The following is a 24916-nucleotide window of genomic DNA, read 5'->3' as shown; positions in this document are numbered from 1 at the left end:
AGCTCTAAAAACTAAACCAAACTTAGGCATAAAAATTGCCTTGAGTTGTTATAAAAAGCCTAAACTTATTTAAAATTTTTCTTAATGCGTGCTAAATCACGTTTATTATCACGATCCTTAATGTTCTCACGTTTGTCATAAAGTTTTTTACCTCTAGCAAGCGCTATATCTAGTTTAGCGAACCCTTTTTCATTAATAAACAGTTTTAAAGGAACTATAGTTAAACCCGTGTTTTTAACTTCCTTTTCAAGTTTTTTTAATTCACGTTTATTAAGTAAAAGTTTTCTTTGGGCTTTAGGTTTGTGGTTGTAGTAATTACCAAAGTCGTATTCTTGGATAGTCATATTAATAACAAAGAGTTCTCCAAGATCGTTAAACTCACAAAAGCTTTCTGCAATAGATGCTTTACTTTGTCTAATAGACTTTATTTCTGTTCCAGTTAACACAATACCAGCAGTATACTTATCAAGTATTTCATACTCAAAGCGTGCTTTTTTATTTAATATGTTTACTGTTTTTTGCATTGGAGGCCAAAGCTACACAAATTTATTAATTCTATTTGTGTTATTATTTATTAAGTTTAACGACTTTATTATAAAATTTTAAAAATGAAATACTGCCTTAGTTTTATGTTTGTTATTACGTTTTTAGCTTGTAAAGATGTGAAAATAGTTAATGTTCAGGATATTATAGATGAATCAATTGAAGTTTCAGGAGGTGATAAGTATACAAATTTTGAGATGGAATTTGATTTTAGAGATAAGCACTATGTATCTAAAAGATCTTTTGGAAACTTTACTTACCAGAGAATATTTAAAGATTCAATAAATACAATTAAGGATGTTTATACTAATACCAGTTTTAAGAGATTTGTAAATGAGGAAAGTGTAATTGTTGCAGATTCAATGGTTAATAAATATAAGAACTCTATTAACTCTGTAAATTATTTTGTGCTATTACCATTTGGATTAAATGATGCTGCAGTAAATAAGACATATTTAGGTGAAACACTTATAAAAGGAAATTCATATCATAAAGTTAAGGTTACGTTTGATGAAGAAGGAGGAGGTGACGATTTTGATGATATTTATGTGTATTGGATTAATAAAGAAACTAAAAAAGTTGACTATTTAGCTTATTCATATCATGTAAATGGAGGAGGTATGCGATTTAGAGAAGCCTATAATGAACGTTACATTAATGGTTTGCGAATAGTAGATTATAATAATTACAAACCACTTAATCCAGATAATGATTTATTTGATTTAGATAAAGCTTTTGAAAACAAGAACTTAAAACTTTTATCTAAAATCGAAACTGAAAATGTAGTAATTAAATAATTACTCTATAACTAATAAGGTATCACTAATTTCTCCTGAAGAAGAAATAGTTATTATATATAGATTAGCATTATTACTATCGTCAATTTGTTTGTATTTTTCTTTACCTAAGAGTTTATTAACAAACATTGGAGTAGTGTTGCTATGACCTACAACAAGTACTTTCTTTCCTTTAGTTTGCTCTAAAAATGATTTAGCATCTATATTTCTTGGGTCGTAAACTGTAATATCTAAATTGTTTTTTTCGGCTGTAGGTTGTGCTGTCTCTTTAGTTCTATTATAATTAGTAGAGTAAATAGCATCAAAGTCAATATTATCTAATACAATACTCCATTTGGCAGCTCTTAAAATACCATCTAAAACAAGATTTGGATCTTTGTTTGTTTTATCGCTTCTATCTTTTTCGGCATGCCTGATAAAGTAATAAGTAGATGAATTATCATTATTTGAAGTACTATCTATTTCTTGAGCTATAGAAGGTAAAGTAAAAGCAAATATTAAAAGAAATGTATATAATTTTTTCATAATAGGTTACAGTTAATTAGTACTTCAAATATACGAGTACTAAAAGAAAATAAACATTTATAAATGTTAAAAGCTTATGCTAATTCAAGAGCAATTTCAATCATGCCTTTAAAAGTGGTTTCTCGCTCTTTACTTGTTGTGCGTTCACCAGTTACTAAAGAGTCAGATATAGTTAATATACTTAATGCATTAACATCATACTTTGCGGCAATGGTATATAATCCTGCACTTTCCATTTCAACACATAATACACCAAATTTTGACCATTTCTTATAAGATTCAAAATCATCAGCATAAAACTCATCACTTGTGAAAATATTTCCTGCTTTTACTTCTATATTTTTTGCTTTAGCTGCTTCTACAGCTTTTATAAACAATTCAAAACTAGCAGTAGGAGCATAGTCAGCGCCACCAAATCTAATTTCATTTAATCCAGAGTTAGACGATGCTGCCATTGCTAAAACAATGTCTCTAATCTTTACATCTTTTTGATATGAACCTGCACTACCTACTCGAATTAAATTTTTAACACCATACTCGTTTATTAGTTCGTGAGCATAGATTGAAATACTTGGTACACCCATTCCGGTTCCCATAACAGAAACTCTTTTTCCATTGTAAGTTCCAGTATATCCATACATACCTCTTACTTTATTAAAACAAACTGGGTTTTCAAAAAAAGTTTCAGCTATCCATTTTGCTCTTAATGGATCTCCAGGTAATAGTATAGTTTCGGCTATTTCGCCTTTTTTTGCTTCAATATGTACACTCATAATTTTTTTGTTCTTTTAATAATCAGCATCAGATTTTTCACCATTCATAATTGCAATTCCAGATGATACACCAAGCCTTTCAACACCTAAGTCAATAAAATGCTTTGCAGTTTCATAATCTCTTATACCTCCAGATGCTTTTATCTTAGCTTTTCCTTTAACGGTTTTTTTCATGATTTTTACATCTGCTTGTGTAGCTCCTCCAGAACCAAACCCAGTTGAAGTTTTTACAAAATCTGCATTTGCTTCAACACAAAGTTCACTAGCTTTTATGATTTCTTCTTTAGTAAGGTCACAAGTTTCTAAAATTACTTTTAAGACTTTATTACCACAAGCTTCTTTAACTTTAGAAATATCATTTAATACAGCTTTATAATCTCTACTTTTTAAGAAACCAATATTAATAACCATATCTATTTCTTCAGCACCATTTTTTATTGCTTCTTTAGCTTCAAAAGCTTTAGCCTCTGTACTCATAGCTCCTAGAGGAAATCCAACTACACAACAAACATTAACATCTGTGTCTTTTAAAAATTTGTAAGCTAAGTCAGCAAAACAACTATTAACGCAAACTGAATAGAAATTATATTGTTTAGCTTCTTCACATAATTGAATGATATCACTCTCTGTAGCAATAGGTTTTAATAACGTATGATCTATGAATTTATTTATCGGTTTCATTGTAAGAATTTATGGTGTAAAGTTACGAAAATCCCTATGTATTTTAATACTAAAAACTTCTTTAATGAAATATTTTTAAAAATATTCTAAACTATGACTTTAGTCAGTTTTTAAGGATTATTCCTGTTTTAATTTTGTATCAAATTCTAATCAAAATACACAATGAAAAAATTATTATTTACAACTTTATTAGCTTGTTTATTCGTTTTTAATACATCTCAAGCTCAAGAAGAAAAGAAAAGCGAAGGATTAAAAGGAGCATGGTGGGGATTAGCTTCAGGTAGTTATTCAAAAACTGAAGGTTCTGATGCAGTTTACACTATTTTACCTGCTGTAGGTAATTTTATTTCTCCTACTGTTACTGTTGGTGGAGCTGTAGGTTACACTAATGCTATTGGAGGGGATGATACTTTTGTAGTTAAACCATTAGCTAGAAAGTATTGGTCAGTTACTGAGAAATTCTTCATTTTTGGTGAAGCAAACGTGCCTTTATTATTTAGTGAAAACTTTAGTGGTTATGGGTTTAATATTGAACCTGGAATTGACTACTTTATTGGAGGTAAATGGACTTTAGAAGCTAAATTTGGTAGATTTGGATATAACTCTATTAAACCAGATGGAGGAGATGCTGTAGGTACTACTTCTTTTGGATTTAATATGTTCGATAGCCAAACTCAAGAAGGTCTTGGTTCTGGAATTACTTTAGGTTTAAAATATATCTTCTAAGAAGCATAAATTTTTAGGTTAATTTATTGACCTTCTTTATTGATTAATAGATGGAAGAGCGCTACTTTATTAAGTGGCGCTCTTTTTTATATTACTTGTTTTTTTGCCTTTAACTGTTGTGCTCTAGTTTCAAATGAAGTTTGCTTAACGGGGTTTAAAACAGCGTTAAATAATTGCATTAGCTCTTCAGTATGGACTTCAGTTTTAAGTTTAATTAAGTTAAAGTGCACAAATGAGCTCCACATTACTGCTTTTAATTCTGTCTTGTCATGATTCCACATTCGTAGTTCTACTTGTAATGAACTATTGCTAAAATTTATAAGTTGTGAGTCAATAACTACTTCTTCCATTAAAAATGCTGGTCGTAAATAAGCTATTTGATTACTACCAACTACCCAACTTTTTCCTAATGTTTTTCCCATTTTATAAATATCAATATCATAGTATTGTATTAGTTGGTCTTCTCTTGCATTTATTAAATAATTTATATATGCTGCATTATTTAAATGATTGAAAGGGTCGCAGTCTTGGAATCTAATTTTTGTTTTGCTTTTAAGAATTTTTGGTAGTGTTTTCATTTTATATATTTTTTATACCAATTGGTATATTTTAGTTTAAATTTTTTTTTATTTTTTTAATTCGTTATGTATCATTTGATCTATTTGGTTCATGGTATCTTTTAGGTAAAATTCATCATCAAGTGTATAAGTCATGAAAATTGCACCTTGTATCATGGTGTCAATACGTTTAGCATATTGCATTGCGTTTATTTCGTTTGTAATTTCCTTAGCTTCTATACCTTTTTCTATTATTGTTGCAACTTGATCTTGAATTTTTTCTATTACTTGTTTAACATTTAATAATAGTTTAGTGTTCTGGTTATTAGCATCAACACCAATATTTAAGACTGGACATCCACCAAGTTCTTTGCTATAACTATAGTAATTTCTATAAAAATCTGTGATTAAGAATAATTTTTGAATAGGAGAGTTGCTTAATTCTAAATGAGTAGCAATTTTTTTCATAAGGTTTCTTACAGTAAACTTAAAAGATGCAATTGCTAAATCTTCTTTGTTCTTAAAATTACCATAAATTGCTCCTTTAGTTAATCCTGTTGCTTTAGTAATATCCTGCATGCTTGTTGCAGCATAACCATTTTTATTGAAAATTGGAGCAACAGTTTCTAATATAAATTGTTTTGTTAATTCTGCTTTTGATATCATAACAATACAAATATATATAAAATATACCAAATGGTATATTTTGATAAAAAAAAGAAAGCAACACGCCTTTCAAGAATGAAACTTGTGTTGCTTTCAACTAACCAACCAATTATAAGACTGTTTAAAAAAACTATTGTTACACTTAGAACTCTTCGGCAACTAAATCACCTTGATTTCTAAAGACTAATTTATCATCAAATGCATCTAGTAAAATAATACTGTCTGTTGTTACTTTTCCAGCTAATATTTCTTTACTTAAGGCATTTAAAACTTCTTTTTGAATAACTCGCTTAACTGGTCTTGCTCCATATTCAGGATTAAAACCTTTATCAGCTAAATATTTTACGGCTTCTTCTGTGGCATCAAAAGTAATACCTTGTTGTGCTATCATTTTTGTAACACTTTTTAGTTGTAAGCCTACAATATCTTTAATATTATTTTTACTTAATGGTGTAAACATAATTGTATCGTCAATTCTGTTTAAGAATTCTGGTCTAACCGTTTGTTTTAGTAATCCTAAAACTTCAATTTTTGCAGCTTCCATTGCAGTATCTATATCTTTAACAGCTTCAAATTTTTCTTGAATAATATGACTTCCCATATTTGAGGTCATAATAATGATTGTGTTTTTAAAATCTGCAATACGACCTTTGTTATCTGTTAATCTACCTTCATCTAATACTTGTAATAAAATATTAAAAGTATCTGGATGTGCTTTTTCAATTTCATCTAATAGCACTACTGAATAGGGTTTTCTTCTAACTGCTTCAGTCAATTGTCCTCCTTCATCATAGCCAACATATCCTGGAGGAGCTCCAACTAATCTGCTAACTGCATGACGTTCTTGATATTCGCTCATGTCAATGCGTGTCATAGCATTTTCATCATCAAACAAGTATTCGGCTAAAGCTTTTGCTAATTCAGTTTTACCAACTCCAGTAGTTCCAAGAAATAAGAATGTTCCAATAGGTTTTTGAGGATTTTGTAAACCAGCTCTACTACGCCTTACAGCATCACTTACAGCTACAATTGCTTCTTCTTGTCCAACAACACGTTTGTGTAATTCGTATTCAAGTTTTAATAATTTTTCACGTTCAGATTGAATCATTTTAGTCACAGGAATTCCTGTCCATTTAGCTACCACTTCAGCAATATCATCATAGGTAACTTCTTCTTTAATTAAAGAATTATTGTTAGACTGTTGCTCGGAAAGTTTTGCCTGATGTGCTTCAAGTGCCTCTTCAGCATCTTTGATTTTTCCGTAACGGATTTCTGCTACTTTACCATAATCACCATCACGTTCAGCACGCTCTGCTTCTAACTTAAAGTTCTCAATATCTTGTTTTGTATTTTGAATATTCTCTACAACTTCTTTTTCACTCTTCCATTTTGCATTTAAAGCATTACGTTCTTCTTTTAGATTTGCTAAATCGGAGCGCAATGATTTTAACTTAGCTTCATCTTTCTCTCTTTTAATAGCTTCAATCTCAATTTCTAACTGCATTACTTTTCTATCCAACACATCAAGCTCTTCAGGTTTAGAGTTGATTTCCATACGTAACTTAGAAGCAGCCTCGTCCATTAAATCGATAGCTTTATCTGGAAGAAAACGATTGGTTATATATCTGTTAGATAATTCAACAGCACCAATAATAGCTTCATCTTTAATGCGAACCTTGTGATGTGTTTCATATTTTTCTTTGATACCACGAAGAATTGAAATAGCACTTTCGGTATCTGGTTCGTTAACCATTACTTTTTGAAAACGTCTTTCTAATGCTTTATCCTTTTCAAAGTATTTTTGATATTCGTCCAACGTTGTTGCTCCAATAGCTCTTAGTTCTCCACGTGCTAAAGCTGGTTTTAAAATATTTGCAGCATCCATAGCTCCTTGTCCACCTCCAGCACCAACTAAGGTGTGGATTTCATCAATAAAAAGAACAATATCACCTTCACTAGTTGTTACTTCTTTGATGACTGCTTTTAATCGTTCTTCAAATTCACCTTTATATTTAGCGCCTGCAATTAATGCTCCCATATCTAGTGCAAAAATTTGCTTATCTCTTAGGTTTTCAGGAATATCTCCATCAATGATTCTATGTGCTAAACCTTCTGCAATTGCTGTCTTACCAGTTCCTGGTTCACCAACTAAAATGGGATTGTTTTTGGTTCTACGTGATAAGATTTGAAGAATACGTCTTATTTCTTCATCACGTCCAATTACAGGATCCAATTTGCCATCTTTTGCTAATTGGTTGAGATTTTTAGCATATTTATTTAAAGAATTATAAGTATCTTCTTGACTTTGAGATGTTACTCTGTCTCCTTTACGTAAATCTTCAATAGCAGCTTTTAAACCTTTTTCGGTTACACCTTGATCTTTTAGTATTTGAGAAATTTTACTTTTAGATTTGAAAATACCTAGTATGAGATGTTCAATTGAAACAAAGTCATCTTTCATTTTTTTTGCTATGATTGATGCTTCGTTTATAGTTTTTCCCGCTTCACGAGATAACATAATATCTGCTCCTGATACTTTAGAGAAGCTTTCTATCTCTTTATTTAAAACTTGTTGTAGTAAGCCTACATTTACATTTAATTTCTTTAAAAGAAATGGTAATACATTTTCGTCTACATCAAAAATAGCTTTAAAAATATGTTCATTTTCTATTTGTTGATGACCAAAGCCTTGGGCAAGCTGTTGTGCTTGTTGTATGGCTTCTTGAGATTTTATTGTAAAATTATTTAAGTTCATATTGTTTTATTTTTCTTTTCTGTTTAGTCTTGGTCAAGAACCTTACCAATACATTTTACGAGACAGAATGTCGTTAACAACTTGTTTTTTAGTGACTTTTTGTCGGATTATTAGTAGTGTAATCAATGCTATAAGAAAATTAATGGTTAACTTTAGATATATTATTAACCATTAATTTTTTTATTTATGAATTCTAGACTACAAAAATTAGTATTGATTGTTTTTCTTTTTAGTTCAATCTCAAGTTTTTCTCAAGAAGCATTCATTGGAGAAGTAAAAATGTTTGCAGGTAATTTTGCACCAAGAGGTTGGGCATTTTGTGATGGCCAATTATTACCTATATCTAATAATACTGCACTTTTTTCAATAATAGGTACAATTTATGGTGGCGATGGCAGAACAACTTTTGCTTTACCAGATTTAAGAGGTAGAGTGGCTGTTGGTGTTGGTCATGGTCCAGGTTTAACTAATAGGAGACAAGGAGAAAGATATGGAGCAGAAACAAGCACCTTAACTGTTGCGAACTTGCCAGCCCATAATCATTCGATCAACCTTAAAACTGGAGATGGAGGTAGTAACCTTTCTTCAAAAAGTATTTTACCAATTGAAACAAACACTTCCAAACTTTCATACAGTTCATCAACAAATAATGAGATTGTTAACAATAATGGAGGAAATCAATCATTTAGTATTGCTCAACCATCAATAGCTATACGATATATTATTTGTATTGAAGGGATTTACCCTTCTAGAAATTAAGAATTACTATTTAATGTATAAAGGTGAAAATGATTATTTTCACCTTTTTTATTTTTAATTGTAAGCTTTTATATTGAAAGCGACTTACTTTAAACAAATTTAGAAGGCTGTTATGGGAATATTGAATAAGATTTTTAAGACTGAACAAAAGGAAGAAAAGACATTACCTTGGATTCCTCTAAATACTGTTGCACAACTAAATTATATTGAAGAAAAATCTAAAAAAAAGACACAAGTAATTTTTAAGCATTCTACAAGATGTGGTATTAGTAAAATGGTAATTAATCAATTTATAGAGGCTTATAGTTTAACAGAAAAAGATTTAGACCTATACTATCTAGATTTATTAAGTTATAGAGACGTTTCTAATGAAGTTGGTTATAAGTTTCAGGTAATGCATGAATCGCCTCAATTATTAGTGATACAGAATGGTAATGTGGTAGCACATGCTAGTCATGGAGCAATTAATACTATTCAATTAGAAGACTACACATAAGCATTGTTAAACAGAAGTTTTTTGTTTCTTTGCACTCTTAGAGATAAAATACATGTTTCGAACTGATGATTCACTTTTTCACCCCTTAGAATTAGATTCTAAAATAAATTTACCAGAGAAGTTTACATTTCCTTTCTACTATGAACCTCATAAGCTGTCTATAATAGCAGCAAAAGAAGTGCATAACTATTTGGAATCACAAACAGATTTTGAGCATAATTTTGGTTTAGATCCTCAACAAAAAGGATTGCAGATAGGGAAGATGTTTGGAGTGATGATAGTAAAGAATTTAAAAGACCAATTAGGTTACTTAGCCGCATTTTCAGGAAAATTAGCAGAAAGCAACTTTATAAGCGGTTTTGTGCCACCAATATATAACACCTTAAATAAAGAAGGATTTTATAAAAAAGGCGAAGCATATTTGAATGAGCTGAATGCAAAAATTGATGCTTTGGAAGCCAACTCAAAAATTGATTTAGCAAAAGAAAACATTATTCAATTAGAGTTGGATTATCAAAAGACATTAAGTGTTTTTAAAGCTAAATCTAAATTAGAAAAAACTAAACGAAAACAACAGCGAGAAACTGCTAAAGAAGAGTTGCCAAAGAGCGAATACAATGAATTGCTGGAAGAGCTTAAGAATCAGAGTATCTATTTTCATTTTAGGCTTAGGGATTTAAAGCAGGAATGGTCTACTAAAATAAAAAAGGCCGAAGAAGATTTAAAACAAATTTTAAATCCTATTGAGGCTTTAAAACAAGAACGTAGGGCATTATCATCAAGTTTACAAAAGCGTTTGCATGAACAATATCGTTTTTTGAATAGTAATGGTGAAGTAAAGGATTTACTCGATATTTTTGACGAAACAAATTTACCGCATCCACCAGCAGGTTCTGGTGAATGTGCTGCGCCTAAATTATTTCAGTATGCTTATGAAAATGAATTAAAACCTATTGCTATGGCTGAATTTTGGTGGGGAGTTTCACCAAAATCTGAAGTTCGTAAGCATAAGCAATTTTACCCTTCTTGTAGAGGTAAGTGTGAGCCTATTTTAGGGCATATGATGAAAGGTTTGGAAATAGAAACTAATCCAATGGAACAGTTTGTCGCTTATGAAGGTGATTTAGAAATTTTATACGAGGATGATTATTTGTTATTAGTAAATAAACCTCACGAATTTTTATCTGTTCCTGGTAGAACAATTACAGATTCTGTTTATACAAAAATGAAAGCTTATTTGCCTGATGCTAAGGGACCATTATTAGTTCATCGTTTAGATATGTCTACTTCAGGTATTTTACTGGTTGCAAAAAACGAAAAGACACATAAAAACCTTCAGAAGCAGTTTATAGAACGTACAATTAAAAAACGTTATGTTGCTCTTCTTGATGGTGAGGCAGATGTGGATTCTGGTTATATAGAATTACCATTACGTGTTGATTTTAATAATAGACCACGTCAATTGGTATGTTATGACCATGGTAAACCAGCAAAAACTAGGTTTCAAGTTATTTCTAAAGAAGGAGGAAAAACACGAGTGTATTTTTACCCAATTTCTGGTCGAACACATCAATTACGTGTGCACGCTGCTCATAGTAAAGGCTTGCATATGCCAATTGTTGGAGATGATTTATATGGAACTAAAGAAAAACGTTTGCATTTGCATGCTGAAATGCTAGATTTTGAACACCCAGTAAAAAAGGAAAGAATGAATATTGTGTGCGATGCACCATTTTAAAATAAAAAAGCGACCTACAGGTCGCTTTTTTATTTATATATAAATGAATTTTTTATTTTTTATAAACTGGTAATAATTCAGTTTTTACTTGTCCAAACCCAATACGAACATCATCATTTTCACAATAACCTCTCATGATAACTGTATCATGGTCGTTAATGAATTTACGTTCTGTACCATCTTTCATTTTAATTGGCTTTTCACCTCTCCAAGTTAATTCTAACATCGAGCCAAAACTATCTTCAGTTGGACCAGAAATAGTTCCACTTCCCATCATATCACCTGAATTTACTGGACAACCATTGACTGTATGATGTGCTAATTGTTGCGCCATATTCCAATACATATATTTAAAGTTAGAGCGAGAAACTATAGTTTCTTTTGCACCTTGAGGTTTAATTGCAGCTTCTAGATTTATATCAAAACTCTTTTTCCCTTTAAACTGTAAGTAATCTAATGGTTTAGGAGATTGTTTTGGAGTATCAACTCTAAAAGGTTCTAAAGCATCAAGAGTAACTATCCAAGGTGAAATTGACGATGCAAAATTTTTACCAAGGAAAGGTCCTAATGGCACATATTCCCATTTTTGAATATCTCTAGCACTCCAATCATTAAACAGTACTAAGCCAAAAATATATTCCTCTGCTTCTTCAACAGGAATAGGTTCTCCTAAATCGTTAGCATCTGTAGTAATAAAAGCCATTTCTAATTCAAAATCTACTAGCTTAGATGGACCAAATACAGGTGCATCAGCACCAGCAGGTAATGTTTGGCCATTAGGTCTGTGAATTGGAATCCCTGAAGGAATAATAGACGAACTTCTTCCATGATATCCAACAGGTAAGTGTAACCAGTTTGGCATTAACGCATTATCTGCTCCTCTAAACATAGTTCCTACATTAGTAGCGTGCTCTTTACTTGCATAAAAATCGGTGTAATCTCCAATTTGTACAGGTAATTGCATTTCTATTTCATCCAGACGAAATAATACAATTTCTTTATGTTTTACATTGTGTTTTAATGAATCGTTACTGTCATCAAAAATTTCAGCAATTCGATTTCTTACTGATCTCCAAGTTTTTCTACCATCAGCAATAAAGTCATTTAGAGTATCTTGAAGAAAAATATCATCTGTTAAAGGAATACCTTCAAAATAACCTAATTGATGTAAAGCTCCTAAGTCAATTGCAGTATCTCCAATTCTTGTACCAATAGTAATAATATCATCTCTAGTTAAGAAAACACCAAATGGTATGTTTTGAATAGGGAAATCTGAATTCTTGTCAACGTGTAACCAAGATGTTCTATCTGGATTATTTGCGAATAAAGGCATGTTATATATGTTGATTAGTTTTTAATAAATTATATTTCAAATATATGTTTTTTACTTTATTAAACTAATGTATTTATTATTTTTGACGGTAATTTAACTATAACAAAAATTTATGCAACGCGACGAACAGATATTTGAATTAATTCAAGCTGAAAGAGAAAGACAAACAGAAGGATTAGAACTAATTGCATCAGAGAACTTTGTAAGTGATCAAGTAATGGAAGCAGCAGGTTCTGTTTTAACTAATAAATATGCCGAAGGGTACCCAGGAAAAAGGTATTATGGAGGATGTGAAGTAGTTGATGAGGTTGAGCAAATAGCTATTGATAGAGCAAAATCGCTTTTTGGAGCTGCTTATGTAAATGTACAGCCACATTCTGGTAGTCAAGCAAATACTGCTGTTTATCATGCATGCTTAAAACCAGGAGATAAGATCTTAGGTTTTGATTTGTCACATGGAGGACATTTAACTCATGGTTCACCAGTAAATTTTTCTGGTAAATTATATAACCCGGTTTTTTATGGAGTAGAACAAGAAACAGGAGTTTTAAATTATGATAAGATTCAAGAAATAGCAACAAAGGAGAAACCTCAATTAATTATTGCTGGAGCTTCAGCTTATTCTAGAGATATAGATTTTAAAAGATTTAGAGAGATAGCAGATAGTGTTGGAGCTATATTACTAGCAGATGTTTCACATCCAGCAGGATTAATTGCTAAGGGTATTTTAAATGACCCATTACCACATTGTCATGTAGTTACAACTACAACACATAAAACTTTACGTGGACCACGAGGAGGGATGATTATGATGGGACAGGATTTTGAAAACCCATTTGGATTAACTTTCAAGTCTGGTAAGCCAAAAATGATGTCTTCATTATTTGATTCGGCAGTATTCCCTGGAAATCAAGGAGGTCCTCTAGAGCATATTATTGCAGCTAAAGCAGTAGCTTTTGGAGAAGCATTATCTGACGATTTTATGCACTATATGCTACAAGTAAAAAAGAATGCTGCTGCTATGGCCAAATCATTTGTAGCAAGAGGTTACGATATTATTTCTGGAGGTACAGATAACCATATGATGCTTATTGATTTAAGAAATAAAGACATTACAGGAAAGGATGCTGAACAAGCTTTAGTGAAGGCTGATATTACTGTAAATAAAAATATGGTACCTTTTGATGATAAAAGTCCGTTTGTAACTTCTGGAATTAGAGTTGGTACAGCTGCTGTTACTACTAGAGGTTTAAAAGAACAAGATATGGATGGTATTGTGGCTTTGATTGATGAGGTTATTACTAATTATGAGGATGAAGCTGTACTTGAATCTGTTGCAGATAAAGTAAATGCAATGATGGAGGATAAACCGTTATTTAAATAATATTAATTATGAAATTTTTGCGTGTAATAATGGCTGTTTTTGTTTTTTCAACTAGCCATTGTTATGCGCAATTATTTTTTAATGATGATGCAGCTTCTTTAGGTATTAGTGTTACAGGAAGTGCAAGCTCTATTCTAGGAGGTGTTAGTTTTTTTGATTATGATAATGATGGTTGGGATGACTTAACATTTGCAAGTAAGGGTAATTTTGGAGTAAAGTTTTTTAAAAATAATTCTGGAACTTTTGTTGAGGACACTTTCAATATTTCAATAACAGGACATAGTAAGCAGGTGCTTTGGGTAGATTATGATAATGATGGTGATAATGATTTATTTGTTACTAAAGTTGATGGTGTAAATAAACTATATCAAAATGATGGTAATTTTATTTTTACAGATGTAACTTTTGCAGCAGGACTTCCAAATTTTGGAGTGAAATATACTTATGGTGCTGCTTTTGGTGATTATGACAATGATGGGCATTTAGATTTATTCCTTTGTAATAAAGATGATATGTATGTCATTCCTAATGAGCTTTACCATAACAATGGTGATGGTACTTTTACTAATGTTACTGCTACTTCTGGAATAAGTACTGTAGGTCACCTTTCATTTTGCGCATCATTTTTTGATTATGATAACGATGGTTATCAAGATATCTATATATCTAATGATAGAATAGCTAATCCAAACATTTTATATCGCAATAATGGAAATGGTACTTTTACAGATGTTAGTGCAGCTTCGGGAACAGATGTAATAGCAAATGCTATGTCTACTACTATAGATGATTATAATAATGATGGTTGGCTAGATATTTACGTTACTAATACTGTAGAAGGTAACTTTTTGCTTTGTAATAATTGGGATGGAACATTTACTGATATAGCATTGGCTTCAGGAACTATCTTTAATAGTATTGGTTGGGGAGCTTCCTTTTTTGATGCTGATAATGATACAGATTTAGACTTGTACGTTAGTAGTATGATTGATAATCCAAATTTAGGGATATTTACTTATGCTTTTTATGAACAAGTCACTAATAATACTTTTACAGTTCCATTAAACGCTGGGTTTAGCGATGATCAATATATTAGTTTTGCAAACGCTATCGGTGATGTTAATAATGATGGTTTAACAGATTTAGTAATAGTTAATCAAGCGCCAGATAATCATTCGTTAAGAGTAAATGCAACAAATAATTCTAATAATTTTTTAAAAGTAAAATTAGAAGGAACTAGTTCAAACAAAAATGGTATTGGTTCTTGGATTGAAATTAGTATTAATGGAGAAAAGCAATATAGATATGTTTTGTGTGGTGAAGGGTTTTTGGGACAAAATTCTAACATAGAAATTTTTGGTTTGGGTACAACAGCTAATATTGATTATGTTGCTGTGTATTGGTTAAGTGGTACCATAGATGTACTTACTGATGTTACACCAAATCAAACCTTAAACATTGTTGAAGGGAGCACTTTAAGTGAAGCGAATCACGATTTTAATAGCTTAAAACTATTTCCAAATCCGACACAAAATTATGTTGAAATTGTAGGGTTAAAAACCGTTGCAGAGGCTAATGTAATTGATTATTTGGGTAGATTAGTTTATAAACAAGTAATAAGTTCTACAAATAACAAGATAGATTTATCACAACTATCTAAAGGTGTGTATAATGTAGAAATTAAAGTAAATAATAGTGTGGTCTCTAAAAAAGTAGTTGTTTACTAATTATTCTTCTTCAAACTCACTACTTTCATAAGCACCAATATCTGAAGCCATTCCCCTAGGAGTACCAGTAATATCAGCATTTAAATTTCCAAAAGTAATTGCACTACCATCAGCTGGTGAACCATTAGGGATTTGAAATTTGTTATTAGAAGAATCTAAAAACTCAGGATCTACATTAAAAATACAACTATCGTATAAATCAGAATCACTAAGTATATATTGATCACCTGTAAAGAATCCACTTGAGTTGTCAAATCTAATTAAGCAGTTTGTAAATTTGAATTCGAAAGCTTCAGAAATATCTTTATCTAATAACATTTCTGGATTGTCATTTCCATAAATAATGCAATTAGTGAAGTTAGCAGATTCTAAAGGGTTTGTGTGTGTTACATTATCTTCATCAACAATAAAATTGTTTAGTAACACAGAAGGAAACTGTCTAAAACTATTGGTCCAATAATTAGCAAATGTAGAGTGTACAAAGTTGTAATTACCTCCATAAGTACCAGCAAATGATGATTGACCAGAATTGTTTATTACAAGATTTTCACCATTAATATTTGTACCTCTTCCTAAAATTCCAAAATTACTTGAATTGTATATTTGAGTATTGGTAATTACTAATTTGTCATCATCATTTTGATTACCATCACTTAAAATACCTACAGTTCCATTTTTAATAGTAGCATGATGAATTTCATTTCCAGTACTTCCATTATATAGCCAAATAGCTTGCCATTGCCCAGGAACATTTTCGTATAAAGGTTCAAGTCTATCACCTTCTATAATAACTTCTCCTTCTAGAGTTTCGCTATCCATACTTGGTGCTCCATTTATTTTTAAGGATGCATTGTTAGTAACCAGTAAACCTGAATTAGCATGAAAATGTACTCTTGCTCCAGCTTCAATATTTAGAGTTTCTCCTTCGTCTACAGCAGCATAACCATAAATTACATATGGTTTTTCATTAGTAAAAGTTAACTCATCACCTTCTAAAAAGCGTCCTTGAATAGTTGTTTCATCTTCTATACCATCTCCATCAGCATCAAAAGTTAATGTTTCAATAACAGTTTCGCCTGTTTCTCCATCAATGTAGCGCTGTGGGTAAATAAAAACAGCGTCTTTAACTAAGGTGACAAGTTCAACCTTTTGTAAGTTTTCACCAGAATCAAACTCTATGGCATCGGTATATAAAAATTGTGTTTCGTCTGCTACTAAATTTTCAATATCAATTGTAGTTTCAATAAAAATATACATGCTGTCTTTTGCAAGAAGCTCAATGTTTTCGAACTCTTTTCCAGCTATAGGACCATTGCCAGTTAATCCATCTACATTTAATCTATAGTTAGATTGTTGTCCTTCGGCTAAACGTAGCGTAGGTATAACAATGTCATTATTACTTCTATTATATACTTTTAAATTATATGTACTAGAGCCAATATTTGTAAAAACAGTATCAAGATATACTGTATCTTTGGAGAATTGAAGACTTCCTGTACTTGGTGAGAATTCAAAATCCTTTCTACAAGAACTCCAAAAAACTAAGATAGTTAAGCAAAATATAAAGTAAAGACTACGTTTCATATATAAACAATGATTTTGGTAAAAATATAACTTTTGAAGTTATGAATTATTATCTCTCTATTATTCTTTTTTGTAATTATTAATAATCTCTAAGAATTCATTGCTGAACTTTATTAATGTATCTAATAAAATAAATTTGTTTTTAGGTTTTAGTAAATTTTGGGATATTAGTTTTGCTTCACAATATTCAAAAAACAGGTATTTATACTCTTTAGTAATTAAGAGGTTTTTGGTTAGCAAGTCTTCGTTAAAAAAATCATCTTTTTGAAATAAGGAATCAATTTCTTTATAGGTAATAGGTTCAAGTTTTATATTGTGCTTTCTTTTCTTTTTAAACAGTTTTCCAATCATTTTTCCTATAGCTATAAAGTCAATATTTCCGCTTGCTGGTGGAGCATATTTTTCAGGATGTAATTTCATATCGAGTTTAATTTGATTTTTGAAATTTTGATTGAATTCTTCTGCTATAAATTCTTTTTCCTTTGGTGTTTCTTGAAGTAATACTTCTTCCAGTTGGTTAACTATTTTTTCTACTTCAACAACTATAGTTTCTTTAAAATGTTCAGCTTTTATTTGCAAGGTTTTAGTTTTATATAAAAACGATTCAAAGCGTAGTGTGTCATTTATTTTCGCTGAAATATTAAAAACACCTTTGTCATCAGTATAGGTAGTTATTTTTTGAGATATATTATGTACTGTAATTCTTTCAGCTGTCGATTGACTATGGTAAACAATTCCACTTATGCTTTGAGAATATATTGAATAAGGAAAAAGAAATAATAGGAGTAAAGTTGTTTTATACACAATAGTTTGAGTTGGTTGATTAACTCAAATTAAATGTATTGAATGTATATAAAATACTCTATTAAGGAACTTTAACAGTAGGTTTACAAAAGAATTAACAAAAAGTAAATTAATTATTTTTCAATAATTTCCACTTCAAAGAGTTTATCCCAACGTTTTCCAGTTACAAAAAGTGTTTTAGTTTCAGGATTATATGCTATTCCATTTAATACATCTAATCCTGGATGTTGTGTTACTTTATTTCTTAAATTTCTAAAGTCAATAACACCTTCAATTGCGCCATTTTTTGGATTAATTATAGCTACACCATCTTTGTAATAACGATTAGCATAAATCTTACCATCAATCCATTCCAATTCATTAAGATAATTTAGCTTGCCTTTATTGGTGTAAGCTTCTATATAAGATTCTTCAGCTAAAGTATTAGGATTAAGAATCCATATTTTTTCTGTACCATCACTCTTATATAATTGTGTACCATCATTACAAAGTCCCCAGCCTTCGATACTTTTTCCATATTTAAAAGTACTTTTCTTTTCAAAAGTTTCTAAATCGTATACAAAACCTGTGTTTTCTTGCCATGTTAACTGATATACATTATTATTTAATATTGTTAAACCTTCGCCAAAAAATGAAGATTCAAGGTTTATATTTTGTAAAACTTCAGCAGTTTTATAATTAACTTTTCTAAGTTTGGATTCTCCATACTGTCCTGTGCTTTCATAAAGGTCTCCATTAAAAAATTCAAGACCTTGTGTATATGATGTTATATCATGCGGATACTCATTTAATATTTTATAGGTGTATATTTTAGGTTGATGCTGATTAACTAAAGTAAAAGATTTGCTAATAACTTCGGTTTCACCTCCATAGCTAATAGTTGCTTTTAATGTATGATTTCCAAGTCTTGTATTAGATAGGTTAATACCATTTGTTACTGGGTTTCCATTTAATGTATATGTTACATCATCTGTTTTTAAAGCATTGTCTTTACTTTTTAGGGATATATTAAGTGTACTATTATTAGAAATTAGTTTTTCATTGTTATTTATCTGTATAGAAAAGTTGTTTTTTTTCTTTTCTGTTTTACTTCCGCAAGCAGATAAAATTAGGCTTAAAAAAGTGACAATAAGTAGCTTATGAAATTGCATTGTAGATTTTATATTTTTCAGCAATTTATTTATTTAAATTCAGTAAAAAAAATCATTGTTAAAATATTAAAAGATTGTATCTTTGCAGCCGGCAAGTCCTACACAACCAGCTCCTGTTGAATCCTCCAGGGCGGGAACGCAGCAAAGGTAAATGGTCGTAGCGGTGTGATGTAGGTAGCTTGCCTTTTTTTGTGCCTTAAAGTTTCTTATTTTTGGCTTCTAATCATAAAGTTTTATAATGTCTAAAGTTGTTTTAATTACAGGTGGATCTTCTGGTATAGGCAAATCTGTTGGAGAGTTTTTATTAGAAAAAGGATATGTAGTATATGGCACAAGCAGATCTCCAGAAAAGTATAATCAAAGCAAGTTCCCTATAATTGAATTAGATGTTACAAAAAATGAAACAATAACAACTTGTATAAATACGCTTGTAGAAAAAGAAGGAAAAATTGATGTATTAATTAATAATGCAGGAGCAGGTATTACTGGACCTATAGAAGAAATACCAGAAAGTGAAATTAAACGTAATTTTGAAACCAACTTTTTTGGACCTATAAATGTTATTAAAGCTGTATTGCCACAAATGCGAATACAAAATTCTGGGTTAATTATTAATGTAACCTCAATTGCAGGTTATATGGGATTGCCATATAGAGGTATTTATAGTGCTAGTAAAGGTGCTTTAGAAATAATTACAGAAGCATTTAGAATGGAGATTAAGGATTTTAATATACATATGACTAATGTTGCTCCAGGAGATTTTGCTACAAATATAGCCGCAGGACGTTATCATGCACCAATAAAAGATGATTCGCCATATCAAGTACCTTATAGTAATACTCTTAAATTAATGGATGAGCATGTTGATAGTGGTAAAGATCCATTAATTATGGCTAAATCTATTTATAAAATAATAAATACTTCTCGTCCAAAAGTACATTATAAAGTTGGTGAGTTTATGCAAAAATTCTCTATAGTATTAAAGCGTATTTTACCAGATAGCGTTTACGAGAAATTATTAATGAATCATTATAAGCTTTAATGAGATATTTATCTTTTTTATTGCTTTTCCTTGTATCATCTTGTTTTCTAATGCCATTAGGAGCACCTCATGGACATACATATAAATCCATAGACAAAGATGTTTCTATAAGTATAGGTGTATTTTGTACACCTCACAATAAGCGGTTCATGTTCAACACAGCTAAGAATAAATCTAATATTGAGATTTGTTCAAAAACCATTAAAAATACTTGCTCTAAAATGACTGTATTAGAAACTGAAAATGACACTGTATTTATGGAGAAAAGTGTTAGAATATCTGATAGAAAGTATCATAAGTTATTTAAAAATGATACTCTTGTTTTAACAGTTAACGATACTATTAAATATCGTTTTGTTGCTTTTAAATAGAGGTATAAGTCTTTCGACACTATTCTCTCAAGTGCAAATTATATATTTTGGTATGTTTTTTGATTTGTAAATCAAAACTTACTATATGAAATCGTTATATAAATTACCTGTATTATTTATCTTTTTATTATGTTTTAGTTGTGATGAAGTTCTTGAATGTGTTTTTAACATTGAACCTGATGTTCATGCAAAAACTATGGATTTAGGCTTTGTTGGAGATGATTATTATGATGTTATTACTGCCGATGTAAAGAATGCATCAAATGATGATAGTTATGATTATTACTTTATGGTTATAGGAGATATTCCTCCAGGAATTTATTATGATATTAGAAGGAGAAAAATTGAGTTTTTTGGTGTTCCTGAAGTTGAAGGTACTTACCACTTTGAAGTTAGGCTAGAAGTAGAATATTTTGATTATGATGATTACGATCATAGTCCTACTTGTAGTGATAGAGATGTAGAGCACTATTTTATACATGTAGAATAAAATATTTTTAGTTGTTAATATATTTTAATTACTTCTGCTTTGGTTGCGATTAGTTTATTGTAAATTCGCAAAAATTCTAAACACAACTAAATAATTATAAAGAATGAAGTTTTTTATTGACACAGCCAACTTAGATCAAATTAAAGAAGCTCAAGATCTTGGTGTATTAGATGGTGTAACTACAAACCCATCATTAATGGCTAAAGAAGGTATTACTGGAAAAGAAAACATTATTAATCATTATAAAGCTATTTGCGATATTGTTGATGGAGATGTATCTGCTGAAGTAATTTCAACAGATTTTGAAGGTATGGTTAAAGAAGGAGAGGAGCTTGCGGCTCTTAATCCTCAAATTGTTGTTAAACTTCCAATGATAAGAGATGGTGTAAAGGCAGCAAAGTATTTTAGTGATAAAGGTATTAAAACAAACGTTACATTGGTTTTTTCTGCTGGACAAGCTTTGTTAGCAGCCAAAGCAGGAGCAACTTATGTATCTCCATTTTTAGGACGTTTAGATGATATATCTACTGATGGTTTAAACTTAATCGCTGAGATTCGTCAAATTTATGATAACTATGGTTTTGATACTCAAATTTTAGCTGCATCTGTAAGACATACAATGCATGTTATTGATTGTGCAAAGTTAGGATCTGATGTAATGACTGGACCATTAAGCTCTATTGAAGGTTTATTAAATCACCCTTTAACAGATATAGGTTTAGCTAAGTTTTTAGCAGATTATAAAAAAGGAAACTAAACGAAAGTGTTATAAACAAAAAAGCCGAAGCAAATGCTTCGGCTTTTTTATTATTTCAATTTATTTAAAATGTACTTAAACTCACTGTCAAATAGATCTGAATTTGAGGAAATAATTTTACTGTTCTTATCTATAACTAATACTTTTCTTATATAATTAATTGCTAGTTGTTTTTTAGCAAAGTGAGGGTTTCTAAATCGATACTCACCCTCTACGCTAAATTTATTCTGTTTAAGAATACGTTTCCAAACTGAAGCGTTGTTAGCGTTAATATTTACTGAAACAAAATCTATATCTGGAAATTCTCTTTTTAATGCTTTTACTTTCTTGTGACTATTTTTAAAGTGGTATTTACTAGCGTTACTCCAAAAATAAACTACTGTTGGTTTTTCTATTATAGCATTAATGTTAATTGTCTCATTTTTACTATTAATAATTTCTACATCTGGAAGTCTATTACCTGGTTGCAATCTTTTAGAAGTTTCAAATAAACTAGTTATGTAGTTTGAATCTTCTTTACTAGTGCTTTTATTTATATAAGATTGGTACATTTCTTCACATTCATTAATTGAGTTTGAATGTGATAAAAAGTTACGTGTAGCGTACTTTAAAAGATTATTTTTAATGGCATCACTATAAACCAAACTATCCATTAACTCTAGTTTATTAAGATTATAGTGTATTGAGTTTACATTAAAAACTGTATCCTTAGTCTTTTCAAAATACTTGTCTAATGCTAGATTATTAATGTGAGGAAATAAAAAATTATAATAAGGGTAAAAATCCTTTAAGTCCTGATCATTATAATCAATGTGTTTTCTGTAATTATAAAAATCCTTAGGCAGATTTTTTCTGTTTATTAAATTATTATTTCCATAATATCTAAAAGGGTATAGTTCCTTATGAGTAAAATAGCTGTAATTTATACTTGCATTGGCAACTTTAGAAAATAAATTTGAAGAAGGATATTTTTCAGTGAACTTTTTTAAGTTTTTTACTTTACCTTTCTTTAAAGAATCTATTTTTTCTTGAAATTCAATAGGAGGTAATTTAGAAAACTCATACATGTATTTATCTTCCTTTTCTAGCTTGACAAATAAATCGATTAAGAAATTATTCTTTTTTGAACCTTTTCCACTAAAAACTAAAGATTCATCAAAATCTAAAGTGTTTAAACGAATCATTATACTGTCATTTGGCTCAATTACAACCACTTGATATTCTCCTCCATGAATAAATGAATGTAAGCCAGAATTTAAGCTTTCAATTTTATGAGAAAATCGATTGTTTTCGTCTAAGTATAAAGTATCAATAGGAGAAGAGTCGTCATAAAGAACTAAGTAGTCATTATTAGGGTTAATAATTTCACCACCAATAAAGGCTTGTCCACAACTATTTTGTTTGGAGCTACAGCTAAAAAAAGCTGAAATAACACATATGATTGCTACTAATTGTTTCATAGTAAAACAAATCAGTATAAGTTTGGGATGTCACTGATTTTGTACAAAAATATGTTTTGCATGTTAAAAGCGTTGTTAATGCGTTGTTAAATATTATTAACAGATGCTTTTAATTTGCTGAATGGATTGATTTTTCTACTTTTGCGCCAAATTTAAAAGCTAAAAAATGTTATCAGTTTCTAACTTATCTGTACAATTTGGAAAAAGAATATTGTTTGATGAAGTAAATACTACTTTTAATAATGGTAATTGCTACGGAATCATTGGAGCAAATGGAGCAGGAAAGTCCACTTTTTTAAAGATATTATCTGGAAAACAAGAACCTACTTCTGGTCATGTACATTTAGAACCAGGAAAACGTATGTCTGTATTTGAGCAGGATCATAGTTTATACGATGAATATCCAGTTTTAGAAACAGTGTTAAGAGGAAACAAACCTTTATTTGAAATTAAGAGTCAAATAGATGCCTTATATGCTGATTATTCTGATAAAAATGCGGAAAAAATTGGTGAGCTTCAAGTACAGTTTGAAGAAATGGATGGTTGGAATGCTGATAGTGCTGCTGCATCAATGCTATCTAATTTAGGTATAAAAGAAGATTTACATTATACCTTAATGAAAGATTTAGATGGTAAACAAAAAGTACGTGTGTTATTAGCACAAGCACTATTTGGAAGTCCAGATGTATTAATTATGGATGAGCCTACCAACGATTTGGATTATGAAACAATTACTTGGTTAGAAAATTTCTTAGCTAATTACGATAACTGTGTTATCATTGTATCTCACGACAGACACTTCTTAGATGCTGTATGTACACATATTTCTGATATTGATTTTGGAAAAATTAATCATTTCTCAGGAAACTATACGTTTTGGTATGAGTCTTCACAATTAGCAGCAAAACAACGTGCTCAACAAAACAAGAAAGCTGAAGAAAAGAAAAAAGAATTAGAAGAATTTATTCGTCGTTTCTCAGCAAACGTTGCTAAGTCAAAGCAAGCAACGAGTAGAAAGAAAATGATTGATAAACTTAACGTTTCAGAGATTAAACCTTCAAGTAGACGTTATCCAGCAATTATCTTTGAAAGAGATAGAGAAGCTGGAGATCAAATTTTAAATATTGAAGGATTAGCCGCTTCTATTGATGGTGAAACATTATTTAAAGAGATAGATTTAAATTTAGCTAAAGGAGATAAAGTTGTAGTTTTTTCTAGAGATTCTAGAGCAACCACAGCTTTTTATCAAATTATAAACGGTAAAGAAACTGCAGATTCAGGAAAGTATGCCTGGGGAGTTACAACTTCACAATCGTATTTACCTTTAGATAATAGTGAGTATTTTGATAATTCTTTAACGCTTGTTGATTGGTTACGCCAATGGGCAACAACTGAAGAAGAACGTGAAGAGGTTTACATTAGAGGCTTTTTAGGTAAGATGATTTTTAGTGGAGAAGAAGCATTAAAAACTTCAAATGTACTTTCTGGAGGAGAAAAAGTACGTTGTATGTTATCTAGAATGATGATGATTAGAGCAAATATTTTAATGCTTGACGAACCAACAAATCACTTAGATTTAGAAAGTATTACAGCATTTAATAACTCATTAAAGAATTTTAAAGGAACTGTTTTATTTACAACTCATGATCATGAGTTTGCACAAACTGTAGCTAATAGAGTTATAGAGTTAACTCCAAATGGAATTATAGATAGATATACTACGTTTGATGAGTATATGCAAGATCCAAAAATTAAGGATCTGAGAAATAAAATGTATCAGAAGTAATTTTGATATTA

General features: G+C 30.2%; 24 protein-coding genes and 1 other RNA gene. 13 read left to right on the top strand and 12 right to left on the bottom strand.

What is annotated here, in order from left to right:
* Positions 1-65: 65 nt before the first annotated feature.
* Positions 66-524, bottom strand: a complete 459-nt coding sequence (smpB, locus tag ACLII3_RS15500; protein ID WP_412985387.1) for an SsrA-binding protein SmpB — start codon at positions 522-524, stop codon at positions 66-68.
* 84 nt (positions 525-608) lie between these two features.
* Between smpB and ACLII3_RS15495 the strand changes: the two genes are divergently transcribed.
* The gene (locus tag ACLII3_RS15495) at positions 609-1340 is read left to right on the top strand and encodes a DUF6503 family protein (protein ID WP_412985385.1); all 732 of its coding nucleotides are present in this window, start codon (positions 609-611) and stop codon (positions 1338-1340) included.
* On the opposite strand, the gene ACLII3_RS15490 is transcribed toward ACLII3_RS15495, so the two are convergent.
* The 3 genes from ACLII3_RS15490 to deoC all read right to left on the bottom strand — a co-directional run bounded on the left by ACLII3_RS15490 (position 1341) and on the right by deoC (position 3319).
* Entirely contained in the window at positions 1341-1865 is a 525-nt protein-coding gene (locus ACLII3_RS15490) for a SixA phosphatase family protein (RefSeq protein ID WP_412985384.1), read from the bottom strand. It lies immediately after the preceding gene.
* Between the two features lie 74 nt (positions 1866-1939).
* The gene (deoD, locus tag ACLII3_RS15485) at positions 1940-2638 is read right to left on the bottom strand and encodes a purine-nucleoside phosphorylase (protein ID WP_412985382.1); all 699 of its coding nucleotides are present in this window, start codon (positions 2636-2638) and stop codon (positions 1940-1942) included.
* A gap of 15 nt (positions 2639-2653) precedes the next feature.
* Positions 2654-3319 (bottom strand): deoxyribose-phosphate aldolase, encoded by a 666-nt coding sequence (gene deoC, locus ACLII3_RS15480; RefSeq protein ID WP_412985381.1) that lies wholly within the window; start codon positions 3317-3319, stop codon positions 2654-2656.
* A gap of 162 nt (positions 3320-3481) precedes the next feature.
* Here deoC and ACLII3_RS15475 point away from each other — a divergent pair, with 162 nt between their 5' ends.
* Complete coding sequence (locus tag ACLII3_RS15475) at positions 3482-4045, top strand: hypothetical protein (RefSeq protein WP_412985380.1); 564 nt, start codon at positions 3482-3484, stop codon at positions 4043-4045.
* An 86-nt stretch (positions 4046-4131) separates the two neighbouring features.
* On the opposite strand, the gene ACLII3_RS15470 is transcribed toward ACLII3_RS15475, so the two are convergent.
* From ACLII3_RS15470 to clpB, 3 genes are all read right to left on the bottom strand, one after another.
* The gene (locus ACLII3_RS15470) at positions 4132-4623 is read right to left on the bottom strand and encodes an acyl-CoA thioesterase (protein WP_412985379.1); all 492 of its coding nucleotides are present in this window, start codon (positions 4621-4623) and stop codon (positions 4132-4134) included.
* A 48-nt stretch (positions 4624-4671) separates the two neighbouring features.
* The gene (locus ACLII3_RS15465) at positions 4672-5268 is read right to left on the bottom strand and encodes a TetR/AcrR family transcriptional regulator (protein ID WP_412985378.1); all 597 of its coding nucleotides are present in this window, start codon (positions 5266-5268) and stop codon (positions 4672-4674) included.
* A 142-nt stretch (positions 5269-5410) separates the two neighbouring features.
* Entirely contained in the window at positions 5411-8023 is a 2613-nt protein-coding gene (gene clpB / locus ACLII3_RS15460; protein WP_412985377.1) for an ATP-dependent chaperone ClpB, read from the bottom strand.
* 186 nt (positions 8024-8209) lie between these two features.
* Here clpB and ACLII3_RS15455 point away from each other — a divergent pair, with 186 nt between their 5' ends.
* From ACLII3_RS15455 to ACLII3_RS15445, 3 genes are all read left to right on the top strand, one after another.
* Entirely contained in the window at positions 8210-8782 is a 573-nt protein-coding gene (locus ACLII3_RS15455) for a phage tail protein (RefSeq protein ID WP_412985375.1), read from the top strand.
* A gap of 112 nt (positions 8783-8894) precedes the next feature.
* Positions 8895-9278 (top strand): bacillithiol system redox-active protein YtxJ, encoded by a 384-nt coding sequence (ytxJ, locus tag ACLII3_RS15450; RefSeq protein WP_412985374.1) that lies wholly within the window; start codon positions 8895-8897, stop codon positions 9276-9278.
* Between the two features lie 52 nt (positions 9279-9330).
* On the top strand, positions 9331-11016 hold the full coding sequence (locus ACLII3_RS15445) for a pseudouridine synthase (RefSeq protein ID WP_412985373.1): 1686 nt from the start codon (positions 9331-9333) through the stop codon (positions 11014-11016).
* A 52-nt stretch (positions 11017-11068) separates the two neighbouring features.
* On the opposite strand, the gene fahA is transcribed toward ACLII3_RS15445, so the two are convergent.
* Entirely contained in the window at positions 11069-12349 is a 1281-nt protein-coding gene (fahA, locus tag ACLII3_RS15440) for a fumarylacetoacetase (RefSeq protein ID WP_412985371.1), read from the bottom strand.
* A 112-nt stretch (positions 12350-12461) separates the two neighbouring features.
* On the opposite strand from fahA, the gene glyA reads away from it, so the two are divergent.
* Positions 12462-13733 (top strand): serine hydroxymethyltransferase, encoded by a 1272-nt coding sequence (gene glyA / locus ACLII3_RS15435; RefSeq protein ID WP_412985369.1) that lies wholly within the window; start codon positions 12462-12464, stop codon positions 13731-13733.
* 8 nt (positions 13734-13741) lie between these two features.
* On the top strand, positions 13742-15460 hold the full coding sequence (locus tag ACLII3_RS15430; RefSeq protein ID WP_412985368.1) for an FG-GAP-like repeat-containing protein: 1719 nt from the start codon (positions 13742-13744) through the stop codon (positions 15458-15460).
* Here the strand turns inward: ACLII3_RS15430 and ACLII3_RS15425 are convergent, their stop codons facing one another.
* From ACLII3_RS15425 to ACLII3_RS15415, 3 genes are all read right to left on the bottom strand, one after another.
* Positions 15461-17044 carry a hypothetical protein gene (locus tag ACLII3_RS15425; protein WP_412985367.1) on the bottom strand — a complete coding sequence of 528 codons (1584 nt, stop codon included), beginning with the start codon at positions 17042-17044 and terminating at the stop codon, positions 15461-15463.
* Between the two features lie 60 nt (positions 17045-17104).
* Complete coding sequence (locus tag ACLII3_RS15420) at positions 17105-17848, bottom strand: hypothetical protein (protein WP_412985365.1); 744 nt, start codon at positions 17846-17848, stop codon at positions 17105-17107.
* A 113-nt stretch (positions 17849-17961) separates the two neighbouring features.
* Positions 17962-18999, bottom strand: coding sequence for a glutaminyl-peptide cyclotransferase (locus ACLII3_RS15415; RefSeq protein ID WP_412985364.1), 1038 nt, complete (start codon positions 18997-18999; stop codon positions 17962-17964).
* 89 nt (positions 19000-19088) lie between these two features.
* Between ACLII3_RS15415 and ffs the strand changes: the two genes are divergently transcribed.
* The 5 genes from ffs (at position 19089) to fsa (ending at position 21659) form a co-directional block, all read left to right on the top strand.
* Positions 19089-19187, top strand: an RNA gene (ffs, locus tag ACLII3_RS15410) — signal recognition particle sRNA small type.
* A 50-nt stretch (positions 19188-19237) separates the two neighbouring features.
* Positions 19238-20041: an SDR family oxidoreductase gene (locus ACLII3_RS15405; protein WP_412985363.1), complete on the top strand. Its 804-nt coding sequence runs from the start codon at positions 19238-19240 to the stop codon at positions 20039-20041.
* A 50-nt stretch (positions 20042-20091) separates the two neighbouring features.
* Positions 20092-20412, top strand: coding sequence for a hypothetical protein (locus tag ACLII3_RS15400; RefSeq protein ID WP_412985361.1), 321 nt, complete (start codon positions 20092-20094; stop codon positions 20410-20412).
* Between the two features lie 85 nt (positions 20413-20497).
* Positions 20498-20902 (top strand): hypothetical protein, encoded by a 405-nt coding sequence (locus ACLII3_RS15395; protein ID WP_412985360.1) that lies wholly within the window; start codon positions 20498-20500, stop codon positions 20900-20902.
* Positions 20903-21005: 103 nt separating this feature from the next.
* The gene (gene fsa, locus ACLII3_RS15390) at positions 21006-21659 is read left to right on the top strand and encodes a fructose-6-phosphate aldolase (RefSeq protein ID WP_412985358.1); all 654 of its coding nucleotides are present in this window, start codon (positions 21006-21008) and stop codon (positions 21657-21659) included.
* A 50-nt stretch (positions 21660-21709) separates the two neighbouring features.
* Here fsa and ACLII3_RS15385 read toward each other — a convergent pair whose 3' ends face one another.
* Positions 21710-23119: a TlpA family protein disulfide reductase gene (locus ACLII3_RS15385; RefSeq protein ID WP_412985356.1), complete on the bottom strand. Its 1410-nt coding sequence runs from the start codon at positions 23117-23119 to the stop codon at positions 21710-21712.
* 166 nt (positions 23120-23285) lie between these two features.
* Between ACLII3_RS15385 and ACLII3_RS15380 the strand changes: the two genes are divergently transcribed.
* Positions 23286-24905 (top strand): ABC-F family ATP-binding cassette domain-containing protein, encoded by a 1620-nt coding sequence (locus tag ACLII3_RS15380; RefSeq protein WP_412985355.1) that lies wholly within the window; start codon positions 23286-23288, stop codon positions 24903-24905.
* Positions 24906-24916: the final 11 nt, after the last annotated feature.

The sequence above is a fragment of the Pontimicrobium sp. IMCC45349 genome (assembly GCF_047219225.1).
In the GTDB taxonomy this organism is placed as follows: Bacteria; Bacteroidota; Bacteroidia; order Flavobacteriales; family Flavobacteriaceae; genus IMCC45349.
This window is presented reverse-complemented; position numbering and strand designations above follow the sequence as displayed.

What these genes read in the sequence shown, in the direction of transcription:
- smpB (WP_412985387.1), bottom strand. Translation starts at nt 524, where the DNA reads ATGCAAAAAACAGTAAACATATTAAATAAAAAAGCACGCTTTGAGTAT.
- ACLII3_RS15385 (WP_412985356.1), bottom strand. Translation starts at nt 23,119, where the DNA reads ATGAAACAATTAGTAGCAATCATATGTGTTATTTCAGCTTTTTTTAGC.
- ACLII3_RS15380 (WP_412985355.1), top strand. Translation starts at nt 23,286, where the DNA reads ATGTTATCAGTTTCTAACTTATCTGTACAATTTGGAAAAAGAATATTG.
- ACLII3_RS15405 (WP_412985363.1), top strand. Translation starts at nt 19,238, where the DNA reads ATGTCTAAAGTTGTTTTAATTACAGGTGGATCTTCTGGTATAGGCAAA.
- ACLII3_RS15430 (WP_412985368.1), top strand. Translation starts at nt 13,742, where the DNA reads ATGAAATTTTTGCGTGTAATAATGGCTGTTTTTGTTTTTTCAACTAGC.
- ACLII3_RS15490 (WP_412985384.1), bottom strand. Translation starts at nt 1,865, where the DNA reads ATGAAAAAATTATATACATTTCTTTTAATATTTGCTTTTACTTTACCT.
- ACLII3_RS15455 (WP_412985375.1), top strand. Translation starts at nt 8,210, where the DNA reads ATGAATTCTAGACTACAAAAATTAGTATTGATTGTTTTTCTTTTTAGT.
- ACLII3_RS15400 (WP_412985361.1), top strand. Translation starts at nt 20,092, where the DNA reads ATGCCATTAGGAGCACCTCATGGACATACATATAAATCCATAGACAAA.
- ACLII3_RS15495 (WP_412985385.1), top strand. Translation starts at nt 609, where the DNA reads ATGAAATACTGCCTTAGTTTTATGTTTGTTATTACGTTTTTAGCTTGT.
- ytxJ (WP_412985374.1), top strand. Translation starts at nt 8,895, where the DNA reads ATGGGAATATTGAATAAGATTTTTAAGACTGAACAAAAGGAAGAAAAG.
- deoD (WP_412985382.1), bottom strand. Translation starts at nt 2,638, where the DNA reads ATGAGTGTACATATTGAAGCAAAAAAAGGCGAAATAGCCGAAACTATA.
- ACLII3_RS15475 (WP_412985380.1), top strand. Translation starts at nt 3,482, where the DNA reads ATGAAAAAATTATTATTTACAACTTTATTAGCTTGTTTATTCGTTTTT.
- ACLII3_RS15415 (WP_412985364.1), bottom strand. Translation starts at nt 18,999, where the DNA reads ATGCAATTTCATAAGCTACTTATTGTCACTTTTTTAAGCCTAATTTTA.
- fsa (WP_412985358.1), top strand. Translation starts at nt 21,006, where the DNA reads ATGAAGTTTTTTATTGACACAGCCAACTTAGATCAAATTAAAGAAGCT.
- clpB (WP_412985377.1), bottom strand. Translation starts at nt 8,023, where the DNA reads ATGAACTTAAATAATTTTACAATAAAATCTCAAGAAGCCATACAACAA.
- ACLII3_RS15465 (WP_412985378.1), bottom strand. Translation starts at nt 5,268, where the DNA reads ATGATATCAAAAGCAGAATTAACAAAACAATTTATATTAGAAACTGTT.
- ACLII3_RS15395 (WP_412985360.1), top strand. Translation starts at nt 20,498, where the DNA reads ATGAAATCGTTATATAAATTACCTGTATTATTTATCTTTTTATTATGT.
- ACLII3_RS15470 (WP_412985379.1), bottom strand. Translation starts at nt 4,623, where the DNA reads ATGAAAACACTACCAAAAATTCTTAAAAGCAAAACAAAAATTAGATTC.
- fahA (WP_412985371.1), bottom strand. Translation starts at nt 12,349, where the DNA reads ATGCCTTTATTCGCAAATAATCCAGATAGAACATCTTGGTTACACGTT.
- deoC (WP_412985381.1), bottom strand. Translation starts at nt 3,319, where the DNA reads ATGAAACCGATAAATAAATTCATAGATCATACGTTATTAAAACCTATT.
- glyA (WP_412985369.1), top strand. Translation starts at nt 12,462, where the DNA reads ATGCAACGCGACGAACAGATATTTGAATTAATTCAAGCTGAAAGAGAA.
- ACLII3_RS15425 (WP_412985367.1), bottom strand. Translation starts at nt 17,044, where the DNA reads ATGAAACGTAGTCTTTACTTTATATTTTGCTTAACTATCTTAGTTTTT.
- ACLII3_RS15445 (WP_412985373.1), top strand. Translation starts at nt 9,331, where the DNA reads ATGTTTCGAACTGATGATTCACTTTTTCACCCCTTAGAATTAGATTCT.